This window comes from Agrobacterium bohemicum, assembly GCF_002896715.1.
Lineage (GTDB): Bacteria > Pseudomonadota > Alphaproteobacteria > Rhizobiales > Rhizobiaceae > Agrobacterium > Agrobacterium bohemicum.
The window spans coordinates 54722-75444 of record NZ_PGEL01000017.1 but is presented as its reverse complement, the minus strand read 5'-3'; the positions used below and the strand labels follow the sequence as shown (position 1 = coordinate 75444).

Sequence of the window (20723 nt, the reverse complement as noted above, 5' to 3'; positions counted from 1 at the left end):
NGTTATTTTGACGACATAGAGCCGCAGGCGATCAAACATCGTCTGCGGTTTTGTTTNCCATCATATTTCAAATGGATTTAAACCGGTCTTACTCGGTCACAGCGCGTCGTTCTTCCGGGATTGGATATTGTCTGCCATCATAGATCAGACGCAGTTTCTGCGGCTTATCCGTTATGCTTGTTTCGTCACAAGCCCTGTCTTTTCCAACAAAATTGGTTGTTGTGGTGTTGGTCTCCACCGCCGAGATATCCGCAAANCCATGGTTGGTGGTGGGCGCCATCGAAAGCGTGGTCTGCCTCGCCTTAAACTCAGTAGCGCAATTTGTATCCGATTCGCCCGTCGTTTCCGAAACGACCATCCCGTCAACGACCGGACGTATCGAACTGCCTTCAAGGACATAAAGCCATAGGCTCACTCCATTATAGGGGTTTGCCCTAGAGTTGTTGCTTGCCGATATGCGCAGACCAAAGGCAGCCTGCTCTTTNGTCAGTTTGTAGCGCGCAGTGTCGAATTCGAGTGACCTGATAGCGATGGCATCGTCATTCATTCTGTTGGCAAGAAGCAGGCGCTGTTTTACCGCGAGACTGCTGGTATCAACCACCAGAAGTTCCAGATCGCCTACAGTCCCGTCTTCGTTTGCGGACTTGATCAACGGCACGGCGACCAGCGTGAGGTGCGGATTTGCTGGCCAGACGCGGCATGTCATCATGTGCGGTGCGTCGATACCGGTTTCACTGTTGTTGATCGAGATTGTCGATGCGCCAACCTGGAATGTTTCGTCGTCACTCTTTGTGGCATCAGGGTAGGTGTTGTGGACTATAACTTCAGCACGGTCACCGCAACTCGTGTTCTCTCCAGCCTCCGCCCTGTCGAGTGCAAGGAAGCTCATGATTGCGAATAATATTGTCCTCGTAAATTGCGCAAACATTTGGTCAATTCCATGAGGCTTGATTGGCCGTGCGCGTGACATTATCGCGGTTACGCCATGTTTCAAACCTAGTCTTTCACCAAATTCTCCTTCAGGGCATTCAACCGATCTCGCAACTGCCCAAGCTCCTCTAAACTGCACCCCGTCGCTTCACCAATCGAGCGCATGACGTTGGCGGCTTTTTTCTTCATGTCGGCACCTTCTGGCGTCAGCGCGATCAGCACCTGACGCTCATCCACAGTGCCGCGTTTGCGGGTAATCATGCCCGCTTGTTCCAAACGCTTGAGAAGCGGGGAGAGCGTGCCGGAATCGAGGCCGAGCATTTCACCCAACACTTTCACCGTTGCCGTTTCCTTTTCCCATAGCGCCATCAAANCGAGGTATTGGGNATAGGTCAGACCTAGAGGGTCGAGCAGCGGCTTATAGGCGCGGTTGAAGGCGTGCGCTGCGCCGTAAAGCGCAAAACATATTTGCAGGTCGAGCCTCAAAAGGCCTTCCATCGTTCCGTCATCCATTGTGTGGGCTCCAAATATGCGGCTGGAGAGGGAACAATCTATCCCGTCACTCGGTTCCTGCCACATGCAAAAGGCAACGCAATCTTCAAAATTGTTATGTCAGACATTGAAAANTATCTCAATGTGCAAAATTATATTGCGCACAATTCAATTGTGGGCTATATGAAACTCAACATCAACCGAAGGAAGTGAATGACATGGCTATTCTCTACACCACCCAGGCAAGTGCAACCGGCGGCCGTGCAGGCAACGCCAAGTCCGTAGACGGCGTTCTGGACGTCACCCTGACCGTTCCAAAGGAACTCGGCGGCGATGGCGCAACCGGCACCAACCCTGAGCAGCTTTTCGCAGCTGGTTACTCTGCCTGCTTCCTCGGCGCGTTGAAGAACGTCGCTGGCAAGGAGAAGGTAAAGATCCCCGAAGACACGACTGTGACAGCAAGCGTTGGTGTTGGCCCGCGTGATGACGGCACCGGTTTCGGCATCGACGTATCGCTAAAGGTCAACATTCCCGGCCTCGACAAGGCAACAGCAGAGGATCTGGTCAAGAAGGCGCATATCGTTTGCCCTTACTCCCACGCACTGCGCACCTCCACCGAGGTTCCGGTTTCCGTCGCTTAAGCTGATCCCCGGCGCTTTCGACACAACAAGGGCTGGCATATTGCCAGCCCTTGTTGCTTTCAGAAATAAAACGACTATATTCTTTCCATGGAANGGATATGCACATGAATATCCAGATCAAACCCGTTGCCGATCCCGCTGAATACGGGAGGGTCGTCACCAAGGCGGTTGTCTCAGCCGCAGAGCGTCTCGGCCTGAATGCGGCGCGCATCGCCGATATTCTCGGTGTTTCGGCGCCGACCGTTTCGCGTATGAAGAGGCTTGATTTCATTCTGGAGCCCGGCAGCAAAGCCTTCGAGCTTTCCGTGTTGTTGATCCGCGTCTTTCGCTCGCTCGATGCTATCGTCGGCGGGNATGAAACGGTGGCCCGCACATGGCTGCGCAATCACAATGATGCGCTGGCGGCCATACCCGCAGAAAAACTCACAACGATCACCGGATTGCTCGATGTCCTCACCTATCTGGACGCAAGACGCGCTCCAATCTGAAAAGCGCGACATATCAGGCCCTTGGTGGCGGCTTGTGGAAGCGCAACATCAGGTTTCCACCATGAAGCTCGTCGATACCGTAGCCGAGCAATCCCTGCTGGAAGATATTCTGGAAGGCAGCAAGCGACGTTTCCCGCCGGAATGCGCTGGCCTCGATTATCTACTGGCGACACCGTTCCGCTATGACTCGGCTTATCCACACGGCTCGCGCTTTCGCCGGGCAGGGTGGAGCAAGGGGGTCTATTATGCTGCCGCGAGCGTAGAAACGGCACTGGCCGAAATGGCCTTCTATCGCCTGTTGTTCTACGCGGAATCCCCCACCACACCGCTGCCCGCCAACGCGGCTGAGTACACCGCCTTTTCGGCCGAGATCGCCACATCCTTCGCGATCGATCTAACGAAGCCAAGCCTGTCTAAGGATCAAGCCGTTTGGACGCATCCAACCGACTACGAACCGTGTCAGGCCCTTGCAGACGTGGCGCGGGCGGCGGATATCGAGGCCATCCTTNACCAATCCGTGCGCGATCCCGATAGCGGACTGAATATCGCACTTCTCACTCCACTGGCCTTTGCCCGGAAACAACCGGTGGAGCGTGTCAGCTGGCGCATTCGGCTGGCGAAAACCGGAATACAGGCGCTGTGCGACTTCCCCATGCGGCGCATTGGGTTTGCGGTGGAGGATTTTGCGGGAGACCCGCGCATTGCGAAACTGTTGAGCGTTTAACCCAGGCTGACCAAATCCTGCCGCAGCCGGTCTGCGTCGCCGCTGTCGATCTGCGCCTCTACCTCGCCATGCGTTTGAATCCAGATGGGAACGGCGGATGCCAGTACCGCCATGCCTTCGTCGGTCAGTTTCAGTCGCTTGCCGCGCTTGTCTTTCGGGTCAGGTTCGATGGAGAGCAGACCGCGCTTTTGCAGCGGCTTCAACGCCGCCGTCAGCGTCGTGCGGTCCATGGCCAACAGGTTCGCCACTGGCCCCATGGGCGGTGGCTCTGGCCGATTGAGCGACATCAACAGGGAAAATTGCCCGTTCGTCAGGCCCACCGGCTTCAAGGCCATGTCGAAACGGCGTGCCAAAGCGCGTGCGGCCCGCTGTGCGTGCAGGCAAAGGCACGTATCGCGGACCAGAAGTGTGGTTGAAAAAGGAATCGCCGTTGGATTTGACATGGCTAATATATGTTGATATCAACGTAAATAGTCAAGAAAATTCGTTTTCGGTGCCTGGGCCATTTTACACGCCAATCAAACCGAGGCCGCGTACCGAGCGTTTTTNGCAGATGATAGATCGAGGAGGATCAGATCATGCCGCATGCTGTCGTTTCCAGAGAGGAGTGGCTGGAGGCCCGCAAGGAGCTTCTGGCAAAGGAAAAGGAATTGACCCGCGCCCGTGACAGGCTGAACGAAGCGCGCCGCGCGCTGCCTTGGGAGCCGGTGACGAAGGAGTATAGTTTCGAANNCCNGTCCGGGGCGAAATCGCTCAGCGAGTTGTTCGGGGATTGCAGCCAGCTCATCGTCTATCACTTCATGCTGGCGCCGGATTGGGAAGAGGGCTGCGTCGGCTGCTCGTTTCTCGCCGATCACGTCGATGGCGCAATCGCGCATCTGAAGGCAGGCGATGCCGCCTTCGTGGCTGCTTCCCGCGCGCCGCTGGACAAGATCGAGGCTTACAAGGCCCGCATGGGCTGGAAATTCCCCTGGGTTTCCGCTGGCGACAGTGATTTCAATTACGATTATCAGGCCTCGTTCCGTGATGAAGACGTCGCGTCCGGCACCATCCACTACAATTACACAGAGATGCCTGCCATGGGCGATCTGAAGGATCTGCATGGCACCAGTGTTTTNGCGAAAGGTGAGGATGGCAGGATTTACCACACCTACTCCACCTATGCCCGTGGTGCCGAACAAACACTGACGACACTGATGCTGCTCGATCTGGTGCCGAAGGGTCGCAACGAGGAGGGCACCATGAACTGGGTGCGCCGCCACGACCAGTACGAGGATGCGCCCAAGACCGCGAGTTGCTGCCACTAAAGTTTCGAGGGAGGAGACACCAATGGAAAGTGCAAAACCACAAAAGGAACACGCGTTTCTTGAGCGCCTCGTTGGCGAATGGGTGATGATCTCTAGCACGTCCGATGAGGGATACGACCCTGATGATGCCGAGCAGCGTTTNACTGAAACCATCCGCTCCGTTGGCGGTCTCTGGGTCGTCAGCGATGGCAAGGGCAAGATGCCGGATGGTTCGCCGATGGAAGCGATTATCACGCTGGGTTTCGACGCGGCCAAGGGCCATTACGTCGGTTCGTGGATCGGCTCCATGATGACGACACTCTGGGTCTACAAAGGTTGGCTGGAGCCGGACGGCAAGACGCTGGTGCTGGAGGCGCAGGGTCCGAAGTTCGACGGCAGCGGCGAGAGCGCCACCTATCATGATGTTCTTACATTGCACGACGATAATAACCGCACTTTCTCCGGCAGCGTGCTGCAGCCGGATGGAAGCTTCAAACAGTTCATGTCGTCGGAATTCCGCCGCAAGCAATAACGGGAGCGAACCAATGTCCACTTCGCATGGAAAATTCATCTGGGTCGAATTGATGACGCCGGACAAGGATGCCGCGGGCCGTTTTTACGGCCATGTCGTCGGCTGGGATATCAAGGACTTCGGTTCACCGGAGATGGACTATAAAATATTCGAGGCCAACGGAGATGGCGTCGGTGGCATGATGGAGCTGACCGAAGAGCACAAAGGCGAGGGCATTCACCCCAACTGGACACGCTATGTCGCGGTCGATGATGTGGATATTACGGCAAAGCGGTTTGAGGAAAAAGGCGGCACAATCATGCGCCCGCCAAGCGATATTCCGGAAGTCGGCCGCTTCGCCGTGGTGACGGACCCATCAGGAGCTGTCCTATGCATCATGAAGCCTTTGCCGATGGACATTAGCGGCTTTCCGGAAGACGCCGACGCACTCAACGGCCATGTCGGCTGGAATGAGCTTTNCACCGATGATGTCGATAGCGCCATGGCCTTCTATGGCGATGTCTTCGGCTGGACCAAGGATCATGATTTCGACATGGGCGACATGGGGCCATACCGGATGTTTGCGCATAACGGCAAAACCATCGGCGGCATCATGAAACGCTCGCCACAAGTCCCGGTCTGCCATTGGGGTTATTATTNCAATGTCGATGGCCTGGAGGACGCCATCACCCGTGTCAGCGTCGGCGGCGGCAAGGTCGTCAACGGCCCTATGGAAGTTCCCGGCAACACATGGATCGTCAATTGCCAGGACCCGCAGGGTGCGTATTTTTCGCTGGTGTCGCAGCGGAAGTAGCGGGCCTGCCAAATACTGGCCTGCCGGATCGGCAGGTCAGTTTCCCNTCGACAATCGTACATGATCGATGAATGCCCGCAACTTGGGCGCCAGATTGCGGCGGCTGGGGTAATAGAGATAGAAGCCTGCAAAGTGGTGGCAGTACTCCTCCAGCATCGGAACGAGTTGACCCCGTTCTATGTAGGGACGGAATGTTTCTTCCATTCCAAAAGTAATGCCCGCACCGGCGCAGGCCAGTTTGATCATCAATTGCATATCGTTGGTGGTGAATTCCGGTTGAACGGCGACGGCGAATTCACGGCCATCTTCCATGAATTCCCACCTGTACGGCGCAACGCCGGGGCGGGGACGCCAGCCGATGCAGCTGTGGCCAATCAATTCCGCTGGGTGCGAGGGCAGGCCGCGCCGATCCATGTAGGCCGTGGAACACACCGGAAGTTGTCGCTGCTCGACGGAGACCGGCACCGCGATCATGTCCTGCGCAATCAACTCGCCCAACCGCACGCCCGCATCATATTGCTCGGCGACGATATCGAATTCCTCATCGGTCACGACAATATCCAGCTGAACTTCCGGATAGCCCTCGGCAAAACCGGCAAGCAACGGGCCGGAGAGGAAGCGTTCAGCGATGGAGGAGACCGCCAACCGCAATTGCCCGCGCACGGTGCCTGACAGCGACGATGCCGCGAGGGCTGCTTGAGCCAGGTTGGCAATGGATGGGGACACATCCGCGTAAAGCTGCTGCCCCGCTTCGGTCAGGCTGACACTGCGGGTGGTGCGCTGAACCAGCGCGATGCCCATGGTCTCCTCAAGCTTGCGGATGGTCTGGCTGACGGCTGATCGCGTAACGCCCAGACGGTCGGCTGCGGCTCGAAAATTGCGCTCGTCTGCCACCATGCAGAATATGGAGAGTGCGTTGAGGTCGATGTTCATTGGTTAGATTTTCTACCCATTGAGGTAATGATTGAGGCGCTTATCACGACAATGTCAAAGCTTTATCTCTGTTGCAACGGCGCTGCCCGACAAAACATGGCAGGTCGCAACATCCAAGGAGATCAAGTCATGGCATTGAACAAAGTCGTTCTCATCACGGGTGCATCGAGCGGTATTGGCGAAGGCATTGCGCGTGAACTCGCAACAGCGGGCGCAAAACTCGTTATCGGTGCTCGCCGCATGGATCGTCTGGAAGCGCTGGCCGAAGAGCTGCGTCAGACCGGCGCAGAGGTCATCGCCCATCCGTTGAACGTGACGGACAGGGACAGCGTTGCAGCCTTCGCGGAAGCGGGGCGTAAGGCTTTCGGCCCCATCGATGTCATCGTCAACAATGCCGGCATCATGCCGTTGTCGCTGATGTCATCGCTGAAAGTCGATGAGTGGGACCGCATGATCGACGTCAACATCAAGGGTGTGCTGTACGGCATCGCCGCCGTGTTGCCGGAGATGACCAGCCGCAAATCCGGCCAGATCATCAACATTGCCTCTATCGGGGCGCTGGCGGTATCGCCCACAGCGGCGGTCTATTGCGCTACAAAGTTTGCGGTGCGTGCCATTTCAGATGGTTTGCGCCAGGAAANCAAGGACATTCGCGTGACCTGCATCCATCCCGGCGTGGTGGAAAGCGAATTGGCCGGAACGATTACAGACCCCGCCGCTGCCGAGTTGATGAAGGGCTACCGAGCCATCGCGCTAAAACCCGATGCCATTGGCCGCGCCGTGCGCTACGCCATCGAGCAGCCGGATAATGTTGATGTCAACGAAATCGTCGTTCGTCCGACCTCTGCCTGAAGGAAGCAACCCATGAACATGGTCTCGACATCGGTTGCCATCGCACTGGCAACCGCCGCCCTTGATGGCATTTCACCCACGACCAATTCCACCCGGGAGGTACAGATGACGAACTCAACATCCCAAAACCAAAGTCACCCCTATCTCGGCATGTGGGTGACGGGAGACGGTCAAATCCGCCAGGAGCTGTTGCCGAATGGACGATATGACGAAGCGCGTGGCAACCGAAAAAGCGCCTATCAGGGGCGCTATGAGGTCAAGGGCGATCATATCGACTATTGGGACGATACGGGTTTTACCGCCGATGGGGAGTTTGTGGACGATGTGCTATATCACGGCGAAATGATTTTTNATCGGGAGAGGTGAAGGCCACCCTATCGTCATCCCGTATCAAGGACGGGATGACGGAAGTGGAGGACACCCTACCGCCGCAAACTTCCCAGAATACCCCGCACCAGCGCCCGCCCGACTGAACTCGCAACAGTCCGGGCTGCACTCTTCATCGCCGCCTCGATCACCGTTTCGCGCTGATAGCCCCCAGCCTTGCGTTTTGTCCCGGTGGTGGAAGCCTGTGTCGGCTCTTCATCGCCAAAGCCCGGCAGTTTCCAGCGGCTCGCGGCGCTGTCGGCTGGCTGATTGTCCTGTTCTTCGGCGGCACGTTTGGCCGCTTCCGCATCCGCTGCTTTCTGCGCACGAGCGGCCAGCAGTTCGAAGGCCGATTCGCGGTCCAGATCCACGTCGTAAATACCCGCAACCGGGCTTGAAGCCATGATGCTTTTGCGTTCATCGTCGCTGACAGGGCCGACCNGGCCGGATGGTGGGCGCACCAGCGTACGCTCCACGATGGATGGCGCACCCTTGTCGCCAAGTGTCGAAACCAGCGCTTCGCCGGTGCCAAGCGTGGTAATGGCATCTGCCGTGCTGAAAGCGGGGTTCTGGCGGAATGTATCGGCAGCGGTTTTGACGGCCTTCTGTTCACGCGGCGTGTAGGCGCGCAGCGCGTGTTGCACCCGGTTGCCNAGCTGGGCCAGCACGGTTTCCGGCACGTCCAATGGGTTTTGCGTCACGAAATAAACGCCGACACCCTTGGAGCGAATGAGGCGGACAACCTGTTCCACGCGCTCCGTCAGCACCCTCGGCGCATCGTTGAACAGAAGGTGGGCTTCATCGAAGAAGAAGACGAGCTTTGGTTTGGTCGGATCACCCACTTCCGGCAGTTCTTCGAACAGTTCCGACAACATCCACAGCAGGAAGGTGCCATACAGGCGCGGGTTCATCATCAGCTTGTCGGCAGCCAGAACCGAAATCGTGCCGCGTCCGTCAGATGTGGTGCGCATGATATCGGAAATCTTAAGCGCCGGTTCGCCAAAGAAATGTTCGGCGCCCTGCTGTTCCAGCACCAGCAAACCGCGCTGTAGCGAGCCGACCGAGGACTTGGAAATCAGGCCGTATTGGTTGGAAAGTTCCGACGCATGTTCGCCCATATAGTTGAGCAGCGCCTGTAAATCCTTCAGGTCCAGAAGCGGCAAACCGCCCTGATCGGCTATCTTGAAGGCGATGTTCAGCACGCCTTCCTGCGCTTCCGACGCATCCATCAGACGCGCCAGCAGCAAAGGCCCCATCTCCGCAATGGTGGCGCGAACGCGGTGGCCTTTTTCGCCGTAGAGATCCCAGAAAATCACCGGAAACTGCTCGAAGGCAAGGTCTGTGAAGCCGATCTGCTCGGCGCGCTTCGTGACCCAGTCTTTCGCTTCGCCCTTGGCTGCAATGCCGGACAAGTCGCCCTTCACATCGGCGCAGAAAACCGGCACGCCCGCCTTGGCAAAACCTTCTGCCAGCACCTGAAGCGAGACAGTCTTGCCGGTGCCGGTCGCCCCGGTGATGAGCCCGTGGCGGTTGCCGAATTTGAGATCGAGATATTCGCCCTTGTTCAGGCTGTCGTCGGCGTTGCGGCTCGTGCCGATATAGAGCTTTCCGTCCTGCAGCATCTGGCGATTTCCTCCGGTATAGCGGGCAGTGGCTGCCCTTTATCCAATCTTTGCAATATACTTATAGGAACTGTTGGAAGGCTCAACAACTGTTTGATAAGGCTGCCAAAGCGCTGGCTGTAAACTTTAGTTGCGTCGCAATTTCCCACCTTGTGTCCAAACTTCAGTTGTTTTACGTTGACGTTAACGTCATTTATTTGTTCGGAGGAAAAACTATGAGCGATATCGTCACCCAGGTAGCCGAAAAGGTTGGTATTGAACACGACAAGGCCGAAAAAGCTTTAGGCATGATGCTGGGTTTCCTTCAGCGCGAGGCGGATGATGCGCCTGTTGCGAAGATGATCGAATCCATCCCCGGCGGCCCTGATCTCGTTGCGCGCTTCAACGGCGAAGGCCAGGGCGGCGGCGGTCTGCTCGGTGGCCTTATGAGCGCCATCGGTGGTGGTGGTATCATGGGTCTTGGTCAGCAGCTGATGAGCCAGGGCCTCGGCATGAGCGAAATTTCCGCGCTGGCCAAGGAAACCATCGCGATCGCTCGCCAGCACGCAGGCGACGAGACCGTAGATCAGGTCATCGCATCCGTTCCGGGCCTTAGCCAGTTCGCCTGATATGTTAGTTTAGACTGCCGGGCGTGGAGGGTGTTCGTTGAACAGTTTCCGCGCCTTTTCTATATCCGCATGGTGGGTTTCGGCCCATATCCAGACGCCACAGAAAGCGCTGCCGAGACTTTTTCCAAGTGCTGTGAGACTGTAGTCCACATGCGGCGGAATGACCGGGTGGATGACGCGTTTCACCAGCCCGTCGCATTCCATCTGCCGCAACGTTTTCGTCAGCATTTTTTGGCTGATGCCGCTGACATGGTGGCCGATTTGCGTGAAGCGCAAGGTGCCGTTCTCTTCCAGAACCTCCAGAATCAGCATCGTCCACTTGTCCGCCACCTTGGCGATGATATCGCGTACCAGCGCCTCGATCACGGGATCGGTTTCTTCCGGCGGCGGCAATTTGCGCTTTTCTTCAATGATCTCATCGGCCAGATGCCTTTTCATGCCGACACTCTCCTTCGGGTAAGTATAAATCTTTTGGGTGCCTACTACCCTCTGGAGAGCAATCTACCTAGATTTTATTCAGACAACAAGGAAAGGCATTCCCATGAACGTCACAGGCAACACGATCCTCATCACCGGCGGCGGCACTGGCATTGGCAGGGCGCTGGCGGAAGCGTTCCACGCGCTCGGCAACAAGGTCATCATCTCAGGTCGCCGCGAGGCGGTCTTGAAAGAGGTCGCGACCGCAAATCCAGGCATGGCATGGGCCACGATGGATGCGGCGGATGCCGAGGGCATCAGCGCCTTTGCCGGTAAGCTCATCGCCGACCACCCTGATATCAACGTGGTCATCAACAATGCCGGCATCATGAAGAATGAGGATATCAAGGCTGCGCCTGACTATCTGGTAACCGCCGAAGAAACCATCACCACCAATCTGCTGGCTCCCATCCGGCTGACGGCAGCACTGCTGCCGCATTTTCTCAAGAAGCCGAAAGCGGCGGTGCTGACCGTCTCATCCGGTCTCGCTTTCGTGCCCATGGTGGCGACACCAACCTACAGTGCCACAAAATTCGCCATCCATGGTTATTCGATGGCTATCCGCGAGCAACTCAAAGGCACGTCGGTCGATGTTATCGAAATTGCGCCACCTTACGTCCAGACGACGTTGCAAGGTGACCATCAGGCCACCGACGAGCGCGCCATGCCGCTCGACGCCTATATTTCGGAAGTCATGGACATTCTGACCAACCAGCCAGACGCGACCGAAGTGGTGGTGGAGCGCTGCAAGCCGCTGCGTTTCGCAGAGAAAAACGGCAATTTCGATCAGGTGTTTGCGATGGTGAATGGGTCACATTCTTGAGGAAGTGGGAGTGGCCGCATAGGCCACTTCCTTTATGGGTGTAATCTTTGCTTTACCTCAGACCTACTTATCCCATTCCGGTGCGAGATGACCCGGATTGACGATCCGACCATCTGCCTTGGCCAGCGCGAAAATCGCCTGCATCTCTTCGCTCGACAATTCAAAGTCAAAAATGTCGTAGTTTTCCTTCAGTCGGCTTTCCGTCGCTGTCTTGGAAAGCGCGATGACATCCGGCTGCTGCACGGCCCAGCGCAGGGCGACTTGAGCTGCGGTCTTGCCGTGTTTTGCGCCGATGTCCTTCAGCACCGCATCGCCTGGCACCTTGCCGTCCGCCATCAGGTAATAGGCGGTGACAGAAATGCCGTTCTTGCGGGCTGCTTCGATGACTTTCGTCTGGTCGAGGTAAGGGTGGTATTCGATCTGGTTGTTGGCAACAGGCGCGTCGGAAAGCTTCACGGCCTCGTCCATCAACGCGACGTTGAAGTTGGAAATGCCGATGTTGCGGACCTTTCCGGCCTTATGGACCTCGTTCAACGCGCCGATACGCTCTGCCAGCGGGACATCGCTTTTTGGCCAGTGCAGCAGCAGAAGGTCGACATAATCGGTCTTCAGCTTCTTAAGGCTCTCATCTACGGATTTGATGAAATCTGCGTGTTTGTATTGATCGACCCAAACCTTCGTTGTCAGGAAAATATCGCCGCGCGCAATGCCTGAATTTGCGATGACATCGCCCACCGACGCCTCGTTCTTGTAGATCTGTGCCGTGTCGACATGGCGAAAGCCGAGCTTCAAAGCTTGGGGGAGGATGCGGTGGACATCGTCATCTGGCATACGGAACGTTCCGAAGCCGAGAGCCGGAATATTTGCGCCATTGGCGTTCACTGTGTGCATGGTTTTNCTCCGTTGTGGGAGTTGGCCCCGCATGGTGGCGGGGCAGGAATGTCACAGGGATAAGTGTGTTGGCTGCGGTTTTGTTCAAGCCGCCTACGCAACATTAGCCAAATGACAGACCGTCGCGCTGCTTTCAATCTTGGAGTCCAAGCTGGCACGACAAGGCCAAACGCAAGATGCGGGCATCAGGCCCGCATCCGCATTTTTAGCGATCGTTTCTTTGTCTGGCGTGTTAGCTCGTCAGGCGTGGCGACGTAATGACCCGCTTGAACAGAGCGGACATGGCGTCCGTTATGCCTTCCGTAGGGCTCACTTCGAAGAACAGGCCGGGCGATGCGCATTCCTGCATTTTGGTGCTGATCTGCGACTGGAAAGGGCTGATCCAGGTCTTGTACCAGTCATTGGTTGGCAGTGGCAGATAGGTGGTGTAAAGCACCGCAATCCTGTAGCCCTTGTCTTTCAAAGCCACGCAAAGTTTCGTGTCGATTGGCTCCTGACAGCGGCCACCCGTCAGCTTCTTGGTGCAGCCGGAGGGCTTGTAGCTGTCGCCGACGCCATCAGATACGAAGAATATGACCTTGTCCGGGCTGGCAGAACTGGTGCCGTTACCGGGGGTGCCGATCTTGTCGCTGATTTGCGTCATCGCCCGGTCGAAGTCGGTCATCTGGTCGTTATTGTAGCTCTGGTACGGAATGGACATGAGGTCGATGGCGCTCGCCTTCTTTTTGGCGGTGGCGAGATCGGCGCTCAACGGGGAGACTTCCAGAAGTTTGGTGTCCTCTGCCTTTTCACCAAAGGTGTAAACGGCCATTCTATACTGGTTGACGTTCTTTCTGGTGGCGACGGCGGTGTCCATAAGGCTCGCGGTTGCTGTCGCGACCACGTTGATGCGCGTTGTCACGCCCAGTTGTTTCGCTTTGAAATAGTAGCTGTTCTGGTCGGCCACGCCATCCTTGACGATGTGACAGGCAAACGCACATTTGTCGCTGGTGTTGGCAACAAGCTTGGCAACGTCGTTGGGTGTCGCGCCAACGCCCATCGAAGGCGTATTGTCGAGCAGCAGGTAGAAATCGCTGTACATTTCCGTTTCGTACTTCGCCGTGGCTTTGCCGGACACGGTAACGAACTCTTTGCCGAGTATGCGTGTCAGCGATGTGTTGACCGTTGCCTTAAAGGTGACAGCGGCCTGAACCACGTTTCCGACCTTTTCAACCGACAGCTTGACGGAGTCGACATCGAAATCGTCACGGCCCACGGCATCTTTGTTGAAGAAGTCCATCGCTTCACCATTGGGAAGTTCGATGGAGCCATCGGCCGACATTTTTCGGGCCGCTTCGACATAGGCGGACATCTTCGCCACAGAAGACAGCACGGCTGCATCCGCCGCTTGCTGCAGATCGGCCTTCACGGCCATAGCCTGGCTGATATCGAGCGCTACACCGGCTGTGCCGAAAATAGGTACAACCATAAGCGCTGTAAGAATACCGAAGTTACCTGCCTTATCGTGCCAGAAATTTCGCACGTTCCACCCTCTCGCGTTAATATGCCGCGAAGCATAGACAAGCAGGATTGAGAACTCGTTTCCCGAGATAACTAACGTCTGATGAATATATTATATCAATCTACTGATATCATAGGTAATCGAGCAAAACCCAAGCAACGCCGTCCACGAGGAAAAGCCTTTGTCCCGCTCTCAACGCCTGCTCGACCTTTTACAGATTTTGCGTACCCACCGCAGACCTGTCAGCGGCGCGGAGCTGGCACGCGCCACGGCGGTCAGTCTGCGCACGCTTTACCGGGATATCGCTACGTTGCAATCGCAGGGCGCCAATATAGAGGGTGAGGCGGGCGTTGGATATGTCTTGCGGCCCGGTTATCTGCTGCCACCACTGATGTTTACCGAAGCCGAAATCGAGGCGCTGGTGCTGGGGTCTCGCTGGGTCGCGGGCAGGGCGGACGGCCCAATGGCGGATGCGGCACGGGCAGCGCTTGCAAAGATATCCGCCGTGGTTCCCGATGAACTGGGTGAAGAGCTGGAAANTTCCACATTGCTGATTGGGCCCGGCAAAGTGCTGGACATGAACAATGTCGATCTTGGCTCGGTGCGCACNGCCATCCGCAGCCAGTCGAAAGCGCAGATCGATTACGGCGATGAAGCCGGGCGCAGTTCTAAGCGTACGATCTGGCCCTTCGCGCTGGCATTTTTCGATCAGGTGCGGGTCATTGTGGCATGGTGCGAGCTGCGGCAGGATTTTCGCAGCTTTCGTGCAGACCGCGTCATGGCTTTTCATGCCCTCGCCACGAGATATCCGCGCAATCGGCAATCGCTTCTCAAGGAATGGCGCGCGCTGCAGAAAANGACTGCTGACAAAAACTGACAGCAGCGGGGTCTAGGTTCGCTTCATCATCAAAAAGGAGACAAGCGATGACCCAACCCAACTTCACGATCCTGTTCGTCGATAACGTCACGAAAAGCGCCGAATTTTATCAGGATCTCTTCGGTATCAAGCCGGTCGAGGCGTCCGAGACCTTCGGGCAGTTCATTCTGCAAAATGGCCTGAAATTCGGCCTCTGGTCACGTCACACAGCGCAACCGCCCGTTACGTTTACAGGCGGCGGTGCGGAAATCGTCTTTCAGGTGGAAAAGGACGGAGACGTGGATGCGTGGCACCGCGACTGGAAGGCAAAAGGGCTAGCCATCCAGCAAGAACCGACCGAGATGGATTTCGGTTACACCTTCGTTGCCGCCGATCCCGATGGTCACCGCCTGCGGGTTTACGCCGTCCACGACTAGGCTTTGACCGCAACGACGAACAGGCGAGGAAAACGCAGCAACCGCTGCCCGTCCGCCGTGGGCGGGTATGCGGCGTCGATGCGCTGCAGATAATCCGCCAGAAAGGCGGCACGGTTTTCTTCGCCTGCCGCCTCCAGATAAGGGCGAAGGCCGGTGCCCTTGACCCACTCGACGATAGCTTCTGCATTTCGCATCGGATGGTTATAGATCGTGTGCCAGATATCCACGCGCGCGGACTTTGGAGATAGCCGCTCGAAATAGGTAAGCGGAGAGGGCAAATTCGGTCTGCGTAGCCTGTTGCCCTCGAAGGCCGCTTTCCATGGCCCTGCGGCCCCGGTTTCCTGCATCGCAACATGCGTCGGTTCACCCATATTATCCGGCATCTGCACGGCCAGAACGCCACCGGGCTTGAGGTGATCCATCAGCGACACGAGAATGTCGAGGTGATCAGGCAACCACTGAAAAACGGCATTGGCGTAAAACAGATCCGCCTTCTGCTTCGGCCGCCATGTGGCGAGATCAGCCTTTTGGAACTCGGTATTCGGTAGTCTAAGCCGCGCTTTTTCCAGCATATCCGCATCGCTGTCGACGCCGGTTATGACATTGACGCCGTAGCGTTCGGCCAGCAGCTCGGTCGAGTTGCCTGGGCCGCAGCCCAGATCGTAGCCCGCGGTCAGCCGTTCCAGCGGCACTTGCGCCAACAGGTCGCTGGCGGGGCGGGTGCGCTCGGTTTCAAATTTCAGATATTGCTGCGCGGACCATGCCATGATGCACTCCTCTAAAGACACGAAACATCGCATGGCGGCATCCAGCGGGCCAGAGGCTCACTCATCAAAAANCGTGATGGGTCTATCGATAGTGGTTTNGAGATCGCGCAATAAATCCATGATCCGAGCCAGTTTTCCGTAACTTTCCATCAATTTCCGATATTGGTGGAATTTGGTCTTGACGCAAAAGGTGCGGAGGCATTCATTCCCGGCATATGCATAAGGAGAATGCCATGTCCGTCGATACAGCACCCCGTTCCCCCACCTGGACCTATGTCGATGGTCAATGGCTTCCCGGCAACCCGCCGCTGATCGGGCCGACCTCCCACGCCATGTGGCTGGCATCCACGGTGTTCGATGGCGCGCGTTGGTTTAACGGTCTGGCACCGGATCTCGACCTGCACTGCAAGCGCGTCAATCGCTCTGCCATCAGCATGGGCATGAAGCCGACCATGACGCCGGAGGAAATCGAACAGCTTGCGCTGGAAGGCGTGACGAAATTTGACGGCAACGTGGCCATCTACATCAAGCCGATGTATTGGGCCGAACATGGCATGCCCGGCAGCATCGTTGCCCCGGATGCCGCATCCACCCGCTTTGCGCTGTGCCTGTTCGAAGCACCGATGGATGCGGGCGCATCCGTAACGCTCACCGTCTCGTCCCTTCGCCGCCCATCGCCGGAAACGGCCATGACGGATGCCAAGGCCGGTAGCCTTTACCCCAATAGCGGCCGCGCTATTCTGGAAGCCCGCGCCCGCGGCTTCAGCGGCGCTCTGATGCTGGATATGAATGGCAATGTCGCGGAGACGTCTTCGGCCAACGTCTTCATGGTCAAGGACGGCGTCGTCTTCACGCCCGTTCCCAACCGCACCTTCCTCGCTGGTATCACGCGCTCCCGCGTCATGGGCCTTTTGCGTCAGGCCGGGTTCGACGTGCGCGAAGCGACGCTTTCCGTTCAGGATTTCCGCGAGGCCGACGAGATTTTCTGCTCCGGCAATTATTCCAAGGTGTCGCCGGTGACCAAGCTGGATGACCGCGAATTGCAGGCCGGTCCCGTGGCGCGCAAGGCGCTGGATTTGTATATGGAGTGGGCTACGGATTTGGTTTCTGAGGAGTGAGGGTTTAGCCTTTTAGGGAAAGACCCCCTCTGCCTGCCGGCATCTCCCCCACAAGGGGGGAGAAGGCTGGAAGCACAACCTCGTGCTGTTTCGAGCTTATGATATTGGCAAAAANTGAGCCACAATCTGTCTCCCCNTTGTGGGGNAGATGCCGACAGGCAGAGGGGGCTTCTTGCTCACCCCTGCACCAACACACCCCGCGCCACATCCACCACTGCCTGCGTCATCGGTTTCAACCTCTCCGCAGCCAGCTTGTTCACCTGCCAGTACAGCGGAATGTCCAGCGCCGTTTCCGCTACCAGTTCCACGAGTTTTCCCGATGCCAGATGATCACGGACCAGCATTTCAGGGTTCATGCCCCAGCCCATACCCAAGAGCGCTGCGTCTACGAAGCTTTGCGTGGAGGGCAACCAGTGGGTGGGGTGGACGACTGGCGCACCGAAAACACTTGACAACCATTGGTGTTGCAGCCGGTCTTTCTGGTTGAAGGTCAAGGCTGGTGCCTGCGAAAGACGCGCCTCGGTCACGCCAGCGGCAAAATGTCGGGCGATGAAATCGGGGCTGGCAGTGGCGCGGTAGCGCAGGGAGCCGAGTGGCGTGACCCGGCAACCCTGCACCGGCTTTTCAAGGCTGGTAACTGCCGCCAGAACCCGGCCGCGCTGTAGCCAGTCAGCGGTGTGGTCCTGATCGTCCACCGCGATATTCATCAGATAGTTTGAGCCGGTGGAAAAGCCGGAAATCGCTTTCAGGAACCATGTGCCAAGGCTGTCGGCGTTGGTGGCTATGTGTAGCGTCACCTTCTCGCCCGGTTGGTCCGGCGCAAGAAGGGCTGGCAATTGACCAAAAAGCTCCGTTTCCAGCATGCCGACATGCTCCATATGACGGCAGACCCATTCGCCCTTTTCGGTTGCTGTGCACGGGTTGCCGCGCAGGATCAATACGGCTCCGAGCCGTTCTTCCAACTGCTTGACCCGCTGCGAGATCGCAGAGGGCGTGACATGCAGGGCAAGCGCCGCCCTCTCGAAGCTGCCCGTCTGCACCACCATCATCACTGCGCGGAGCGCTGCATAATCCAACATGGAAATTAGCCTGCCTTAATCGGAATTAGAAACATTAACTGGATTAATGTACACGCGCTACCTATTCAGGGCCTTAAATGAAGGGCAGGGGCATGAATTTTTCGACCTATATGACGGGCGTGACGATGGGTCTGACACTGATCGTCGCCATTGGTGCGCAAAACGCTTTCGTGCTGCGGCAGGGTTTGCGCGGAGAGCACGTCTTCGCCGTGGTGTTTGCCTGTGCATTGTCGGATGCGATCCTGATCACTATCGGGGTAACGGCCTTCCGCCAGATTGCCGCCGTCCTGCCCGCCCTGGAGCCTGCCATGCGCTATGCGGGCGCGGCATTTCTATTCTGGTATGGCGCGAAAAGCCTGCAGTCGGCGCTTGGTGCTTCGAATGTTCTCGCCGCCGCATCCGGCACCGTGACCTCGCTCGGGTCGACACTCGCCACTTGTCTCGCGCTGACATGGCTCAACCCGCACGTCTATCTCGACACGGTCGTTCTGCTCGGCACGATCTCCACCCAGTTTCCAGGCGCTGAAAANGGCCTTCTGGGCGGGTGCCGTTACCTCGTCCTTCCTGTTCTTTTTCTGCCTCGGTTACGGCGCCCGCTGGTTACGTCCCATCTTCGCCAATCCGCGAAGCTGGCGCGTGCTGGAAGGCGTCATCGCGCTTACCATGTGGCTGATCGCCATCAAGTTGTTGACCGGTGGGTGAGCGTTGAATTTAGGTTTGAAATGGAGCAGGGACCGTGCACATTGTCTCTGTAAATATTCAGGATATTGAAATGCATTCCCAGCCAAAAACCGTTGTCACCATCCGCCCCTGTGAAGAAGGCGATATTGCCGCAATTACGGAAATCTATCGCCACGCGGTGCTGCACGGTACGGCCAGTTTTGAAATCGAGCCGCCTTCCGCAGACACCATGATCGAGCGCAGGCAGGCTTTGATTGCAGGCGGCTTTCCCTATGTGGTGGCAGAGGTGGAGGGGACTGTCGCGGGTTATGCCTATGCGGGAGCGCATCGGGCACGCCCCGCCTATGGCGCGACTGTTGAAGATTCCATCTATGTCGATCCTGAGCGCAAGGGCTTGGGTATCGGCAAGACCCTGCTTCTATCGCTGATCGATGAGGCGACCGTACGGGGCTTCCGCCAGATGGTTGCCGTCGTCGGAGACGCCGACAATGCGGCGTCCATAGGCGTTCATCGCGCCGCCGGTTTCGAGATGGTCGGCACACTGAAATCCATTGGCTGGAAGCACGGGCGCTGGCTTGATATCGTGCTGATGCAGCGCCCGCTGGGCGAGGCTGATACGACACCCCGCTTCTAATCGGAACCATAGGGGTCAGCGCGCGGCCGCGCCGGGAATGTCAATCTTTACGGCGTCTCGGGGCAACTCGCCGCCAATTTCGACGGTCTTGTTTTTCTTGTCGAAAACGCAGATCTGGCTGATCTCCGTCTTCGTACCCTTCGCCTTGCCGGTGATGATGGCAAGGCCGTAGCTCTGGCTGCCGAAGGGATCGACGACGATCTTCGGCTTTTCCATAACGCCCTCGATTGCGCCCAGGCAACGGGCCTGAACCTCCGCTGAAAATTCCTTCCAGGCATCGCCGGAAGACGCTGCGGCGGGCAGGGCGATGAGGCTTGCGATGCAAGCAGCTAGAAACTGTCGTTTCACGGCAATATCCTTCCTGTATCGTCGCTGGCGAAAGCGAACGGATTTTCTTGAATCGGTACGCAAGCTTGGCATGAAAAGTGTTTTTCCAAGGGCGCCGGGAAGAATTTTCTCTTTTGCTGGAACATTTTAACATTTAGCAGGTTGCCTCTCATGACGTCCGCTCTTATGGTCCGGGCACAGGTTTCAAGGAGCGGCCCTGCCGCTGCAACAAGGAGTAAACACCATGGCCTTCGAACTTCCCGCACTGCCTTACGATTACGATGCACTTGCGCCTTACATGTCTCGCGAAACGCTTGAGCTGCACCACGACAAGCACCACAAGGCCTATGTGGACAACGGCAACAAGCTTGCCGCCGAAGCCGGTCTCGCAGACCTTTCGCTGGAAGAAGTCGTCAAGAAGTCGTTCGGCACACATGCTGGCCTTTTCAACAATGCCGCCCAGCACTACAACCACGTCCACTTCTGGAAGTGGATGAAGAAGGACGGCGGCGGCAACAAGCTTCCGGGCAAGCTGGAGCAGGCATTCGCGTCTGATCTCGGCGGCTACGACAAGTTCAAGGCTGATTTCATCGCTGCTGGCACGACACAGTTTGGTTCCGGCTGGGCATGGCTGTCTGTCAAGGACGGAAAGCTCGAGATTTCCAAGACTCCGAACGGTGAAAACCCGCTGGTTCACGGCGCAGAGCCGATCCTCGGCGTCGACGTATGGGAACACTCCTACTACGTGGATTACAAGAACCTGCGTCCGAAGTACCTCGAAGCTTTCGTCGATAATCTCATCAACTGGGATTACGTTCTGGAGCGCTACGAAGCTGCTGCCAAGTAAGGTTTTACGCTTTCATTG

General features: G+C 57.1%; 26 protein-coding genes and 1 pseudogene. 16 read left to right on the top strand and 11 right to left on the bottom strand.

Annotated elements, in window-relative coordinates; all coding sequences use genetic code 11:
• Positions 1-88 precede the first annotated feature (88 nt).
• Both CUC55_RS23740 and CUC55_RS03185 read right to left on the bottom strand, forming a co-directional pair.
• Positions 89-706, bottom strand: coding sequence for a PA3715 family protein (locus CUC55_RS23740; RefSeq protein ID WP_483415112.1), 618 nt, complete (start codon positions 704-706; stop codon positions 89-91).
• A 290-nt stretch (positions 707-996) separates the two neighbouring features.
• A complete protein-coding gene (locus CUC55_RS03185; RefSeq protein WP_103086947.1) occupies positions 997-1443 on the bottom strand; it encodes a MarR family winged helix-turn-helix transcriptional regulator in 447 nt (148 codons plus the stop codon).
• A gap of 197 nt (positions 1444-1640) precedes the next feature.
• Between CUC55_RS03185 and CUC55_RS03175 the strand changes: the two genes are divergently transcribed.
• The 3 genes from CUC55_RS03175 to CUC55_RS03165 all read left to right on the top strand — a co-directional run bounded on the left by CUC55_RS03175 (position 1641) and on the right by CUC55_RS03165 (position 3275).
• Positions 1641-2063 (top strand): organic hydroperoxide resistance protein, encoded by a 423-nt coding sequence (locus CUC55_RS03175; RefSeq protein WP_067651738.1) that lies wholly within the window; start codon positions 1641-1643, stop codon positions 2061-2063.
• Between the two features lie 104 nt (positions 2064-2167).
• Positions 2168-2551, top strand: a complete 384-nt coding sequence (locus CUC55_RS03170; RefSeq protein WP_103087017.1) for an MbcA/ParS/Xre antitoxin family protein — start codon at positions 2168-2170, stop codon at positions 2549-2551.
• Positions 2511-3275 (top strand): RES family NAD+ phosphorylase, encoded by a 765-nt coding sequence (locus CUC55_RS03165; RefSeq protein ID WP_170063810.1) that lies wholly within the window; start codon positions 2511-2513, stop codon positions 3273-3275. Before CUC55_RS03170 ends, CUC55_RS03165 begins: the two co-directional genes overlap by 41 nt.
• On the opposite strand, the gene CUC55_RS03160 is transcribed toward CUC55_RS03165, so the two are convergent.
• Positions 3272-3718: a MarR family winged helix-turn-helix transcriptional regulator gene (locus CUC55_RS03160; RefSeq protein WP_067651743.1), complete on the bottom strand. Its 447-nt coding sequence runs from the start codon at positions 3716-3718 to the stop codon at positions 3272-3274. The genes CUC55_RS03165 and CUC55_RS03160 overlap by 4 nt on opposite strands.
• A gap of 135 nt (positions 3719-3853) precedes the next feature.
• On the opposite strand from CUC55_RS03160, the gene CUC55_RS03155 reads away from it, so the two are divergent.
• From CUC55_RS03155 to CUC55_RS03145, 3 genes are all read left to right on the top strand, one after another.
• Entirely contained in the window at positions 3854-4582 is a 729-nt protein-coding gene (locus tag CUC55_RS03155; RefSeq protein ID WP_103086945.1) for a DUF899 domain-containing protein, read from the top strand.
• A gap of 22 nt (positions 4583-4604) precedes the next feature.
• Positions 4605-5093 (top strand): DUF1579 domain-containing protein, encoded by a 489-nt coding sequence (locus CUC55_RS03150; protein ID WP_103086944.1) that lies wholly within the window; start codon positions 4605-4607, stop codon positions 5091-5093.
• A gap of 13 nt (positions 5094-5106) precedes the next feature.
• Entirely contained in the window at positions 5107-5886 is a 780-nt protein-coding gene (locus tag CUC55_RS03145) for a VOC family protein (protein ID WP_103086943.1), read from the top strand.
• Between the two features lie 36 nt (positions 5887-5922).
• Here the strand turns inward: CUC55_RS03145 and CUC55_RS03140 are convergent, their stop codons facing one another.
• Complete coding sequence (locus tag CUC55_RS03140; protein ID WP_103086942.1) at positions 5923-6819, bottom strand: LysR family transcriptional regulator; 897 nt, start codon at positions 6817-6819, stop codon at positions 5923-5925.
• 129 nt (positions 6820-6948) lie between these two features.
• On the opposite strand from CUC55_RS03140, the gene CUC55_RS03135 reads away from it, so the two are divergent.
• On the top strand, positions 6949-7671 hold the full coding sequence (locus tag CUC55_RS03135; RefSeq protein ID WP_103087016.1) for an SDR family oxidoreductase: 723 nt from the start codon (positions 6949-6951) through the stop codon (positions 7669-7671).
• Positions 7672-7683: 12 nt separating this feature from the next.
• Positions 7684-8037 (top strand): Atu4866 domain-containing protein, encoded by a 354-nt coding sequence (locus CUC55_RS03130; RefSeq protein ID WP_103086941.1) that lies wholly within the window; start codon positions 7684-7686, stop codon positions 8035-8037.
• 56 nt (positions 8038-8093) lie between these two features.
• Here the strand turns inward: CUC55_RS03130 and CUC55_RS03125 are convergent, their stop codons facing one another.
• Positions 8094-9659: a helicase HerA-like C-terminal domain-containing protein gene (locus CUC55_RS03125; protein WP_103086940.1), complete on the bottom strand. Its 1566-nt coding sequence runs from the start codon at positions 9657-9659 to the stop codon at positions 8094-8096.
• 215 nt (positions 9660-9874) lie between these two features.
• On the opposite strand from CUC55_RS03125, the gene CUC55_RS03120 reads away from it, so the two are divergent.
• Positions 9875-10267, top strand: a complete 393-nt coding sequence (locus CUC55_RS03120; RefSeq protein ID WP_067651762.1) for a DUF937 domain-containing protein — start codon at positions 9875-9877, stop codon at positions 10265-10267.
• 9 nt (positions 10268-10276) lie between these two features.
• On the opposite strand, the gene CUC55_RS03115 is transcribed toward CUC55_RS03120, so the two are convergent.
• Positions 10277-10705, bottom strand: coding sequence for a winged helix-turn-helix transcriptional regulator (locus tag CUC55_RS03115; protein WP_067651765.1), 429 nt, complete (start codon positions 10703-10705; stop codon positions 10277-10279).
• Between the two features lie 103 nt (positions 10706-10808).
• Here CUC55_RS03115 and CUC55_RS03110 point away from each other — a divergent pair, with 103 nt between their 5' ends.
• Entirely contained in the window at positions 10809-11567 is a 759-nt protein-coding gene (locus tag CUC55_RS03110; protein WP_067651767.1) for an SDR family oxidoreductase, read from the top strand.
• 63 nt (positions 11568-11630) lie between these two features.
• On the opposite strand, the gene CUC55_RS03105 is transcribed toward CUC55_RS03110, so the two are convergent.
• Both CUC55_RS03105 and CUC55_RS03100 read right to left on the bottom strand, forming a co-directional pair.
• Positions 11631-12458: an aldo/keto reductase gene (locus CUC55_RS03105; RefSeq protein ID WP_067651770.1), complete on the bottom strand. Its 828-nt coding sequence runs from the start codon at positions 12456-12458 to the stop codon at positions 11631-11633.
• A gap of 232 nt (positions 12459-12690) precedes the next feature.
• A complete protein-coding gene (locus CUC55_RS03100) occupies positions 12691-13980 on the bottom strand; it encodes a pilus assembly protein TadG-related protein (protein WP_067651773.1) in 1290 nt (429 codons plus the stop codon).
• Positions 13981-14140: 160 nt separating this feature from the next.
• On the opposite strand from CUC55_RS03100, the gene CUC55_RS03095 reads away from it, so the two are divergent.
• Positions 14141-14836 carry a helix-turn-helix transcriptional regulator gene (locus CUC55_RS03095; protein ID WP_103086939.1) on the top strand — a complete coding sequence of 232 codons (696 nt, stop codon included), beginning with the start codon at positions 14141-14143 and terminating at the stop codon, positions 14834-14836.
• A 47-nt stretch (positions 14837-14883) separates the two neighbouring features.
• Positions 14884-15252, top strand: a complete 369-nt coding sequence (locus CUC55_RS03090) for a VOC family protein (RefSeq protein ID WP_067651781.1) — start codon at positions 14884-14886, stop codon at positions 15250-15252.
• On the opposite strand, the gene tam is transcribed toward CUC55_RS03090, so the two are convergent.
• Positions 15249-16019, bottom strand: a complete 771-nt coding sequence (gene tam / locus CUC55_RS03085; protein ID WP_067651784.1) for a trans-aconitate 2-methyltransferase — start codon at positions 16017-16019, stop codon at positions 15249-15251. The two genes, CUC55_RS03090 and tam, sit on opposite strands and share 4 nt — an antisense overlap.
• Before the next feature lie 233 nt (positions 16020-16252).
• Between tam and CUC55_RS03080 the strand changes: the two genes are divergently transcribed.
• Entirely contained in the window at positions 16253-17137 is an 885-nt protein-coding gene (locus CUC55_RS03080) for a branched-chain amino acid aminotransferase (protein ID WP_067651787.1), read from the top strand.
• A gap of 176 nt (positions 17138-17313) precedes the next feature.
• On the opposite strand, the gene CUC55_RS03075 is transcribed toward CUC55_RS03080, so the two are convergent.
• Positions 17314-18216, bottom strand: a complete 903-nt coding sequence (locus CUC55_RS03075; protein ID WP_067651789.1) for a LysR family transcriptional regulator ArgP — start codon at positions 18214-18216, stop codon at positions 17314-17316.
• 92 nt (positions 18217-18308) lie between these two features.
• On the opposite strand from CUC55_RS03075, the pseudogene CUC55_RS03070 reads away from it, so the two are divergent.
• Positions 18309-18918: pseudogene (locus CUC55_RS03070) on the top strand (LysE/ArgO family amino acid transporter).
• A gap of 70 nt (positions 18919-18988) precedes the next feature.
• Entirely contained in the window at positions 18989-19531 is a 543-nt protein-coding gene (locus tag CUC55_RS03065; RefSeq protein ID WP_067652012.1) for a GNAT family N-acetyltransferase, read from the top strand.
• 15 nt (positions 19532-19546) lie between these two features.
• Here CUC55_RS03065 and CUC55_RS03060 read toward each other — a convergent pair whose 3' ends face one another.
• Positions 19547-19879, bottom strand: a complete 333-nt coding sequence (locus CUC55_RS03060) for a hypothetical protein (RefSeq protein ID WP_245304011.1) — start codon at positions 19877-19879, stop codon at positions 19547-19549.
• Between the two features lie 223 nt (positions 19880-20102).
• On the opposite strand from CUC55_RS03060, the gene CUC55_RS03055 reads away from it, so the two are divergent.
• A complete protein-coding gene (locus CUC55_RS03055; protein ID WP_067651793.1) occupies positions 20103-20705 on the top strand; it encodes a superoxide dismutase in 603 nt (200 codons plus the stop codon).
• The last annotated feature ends 18 nt before the right edge of the window (positions 20706-20723 follow it).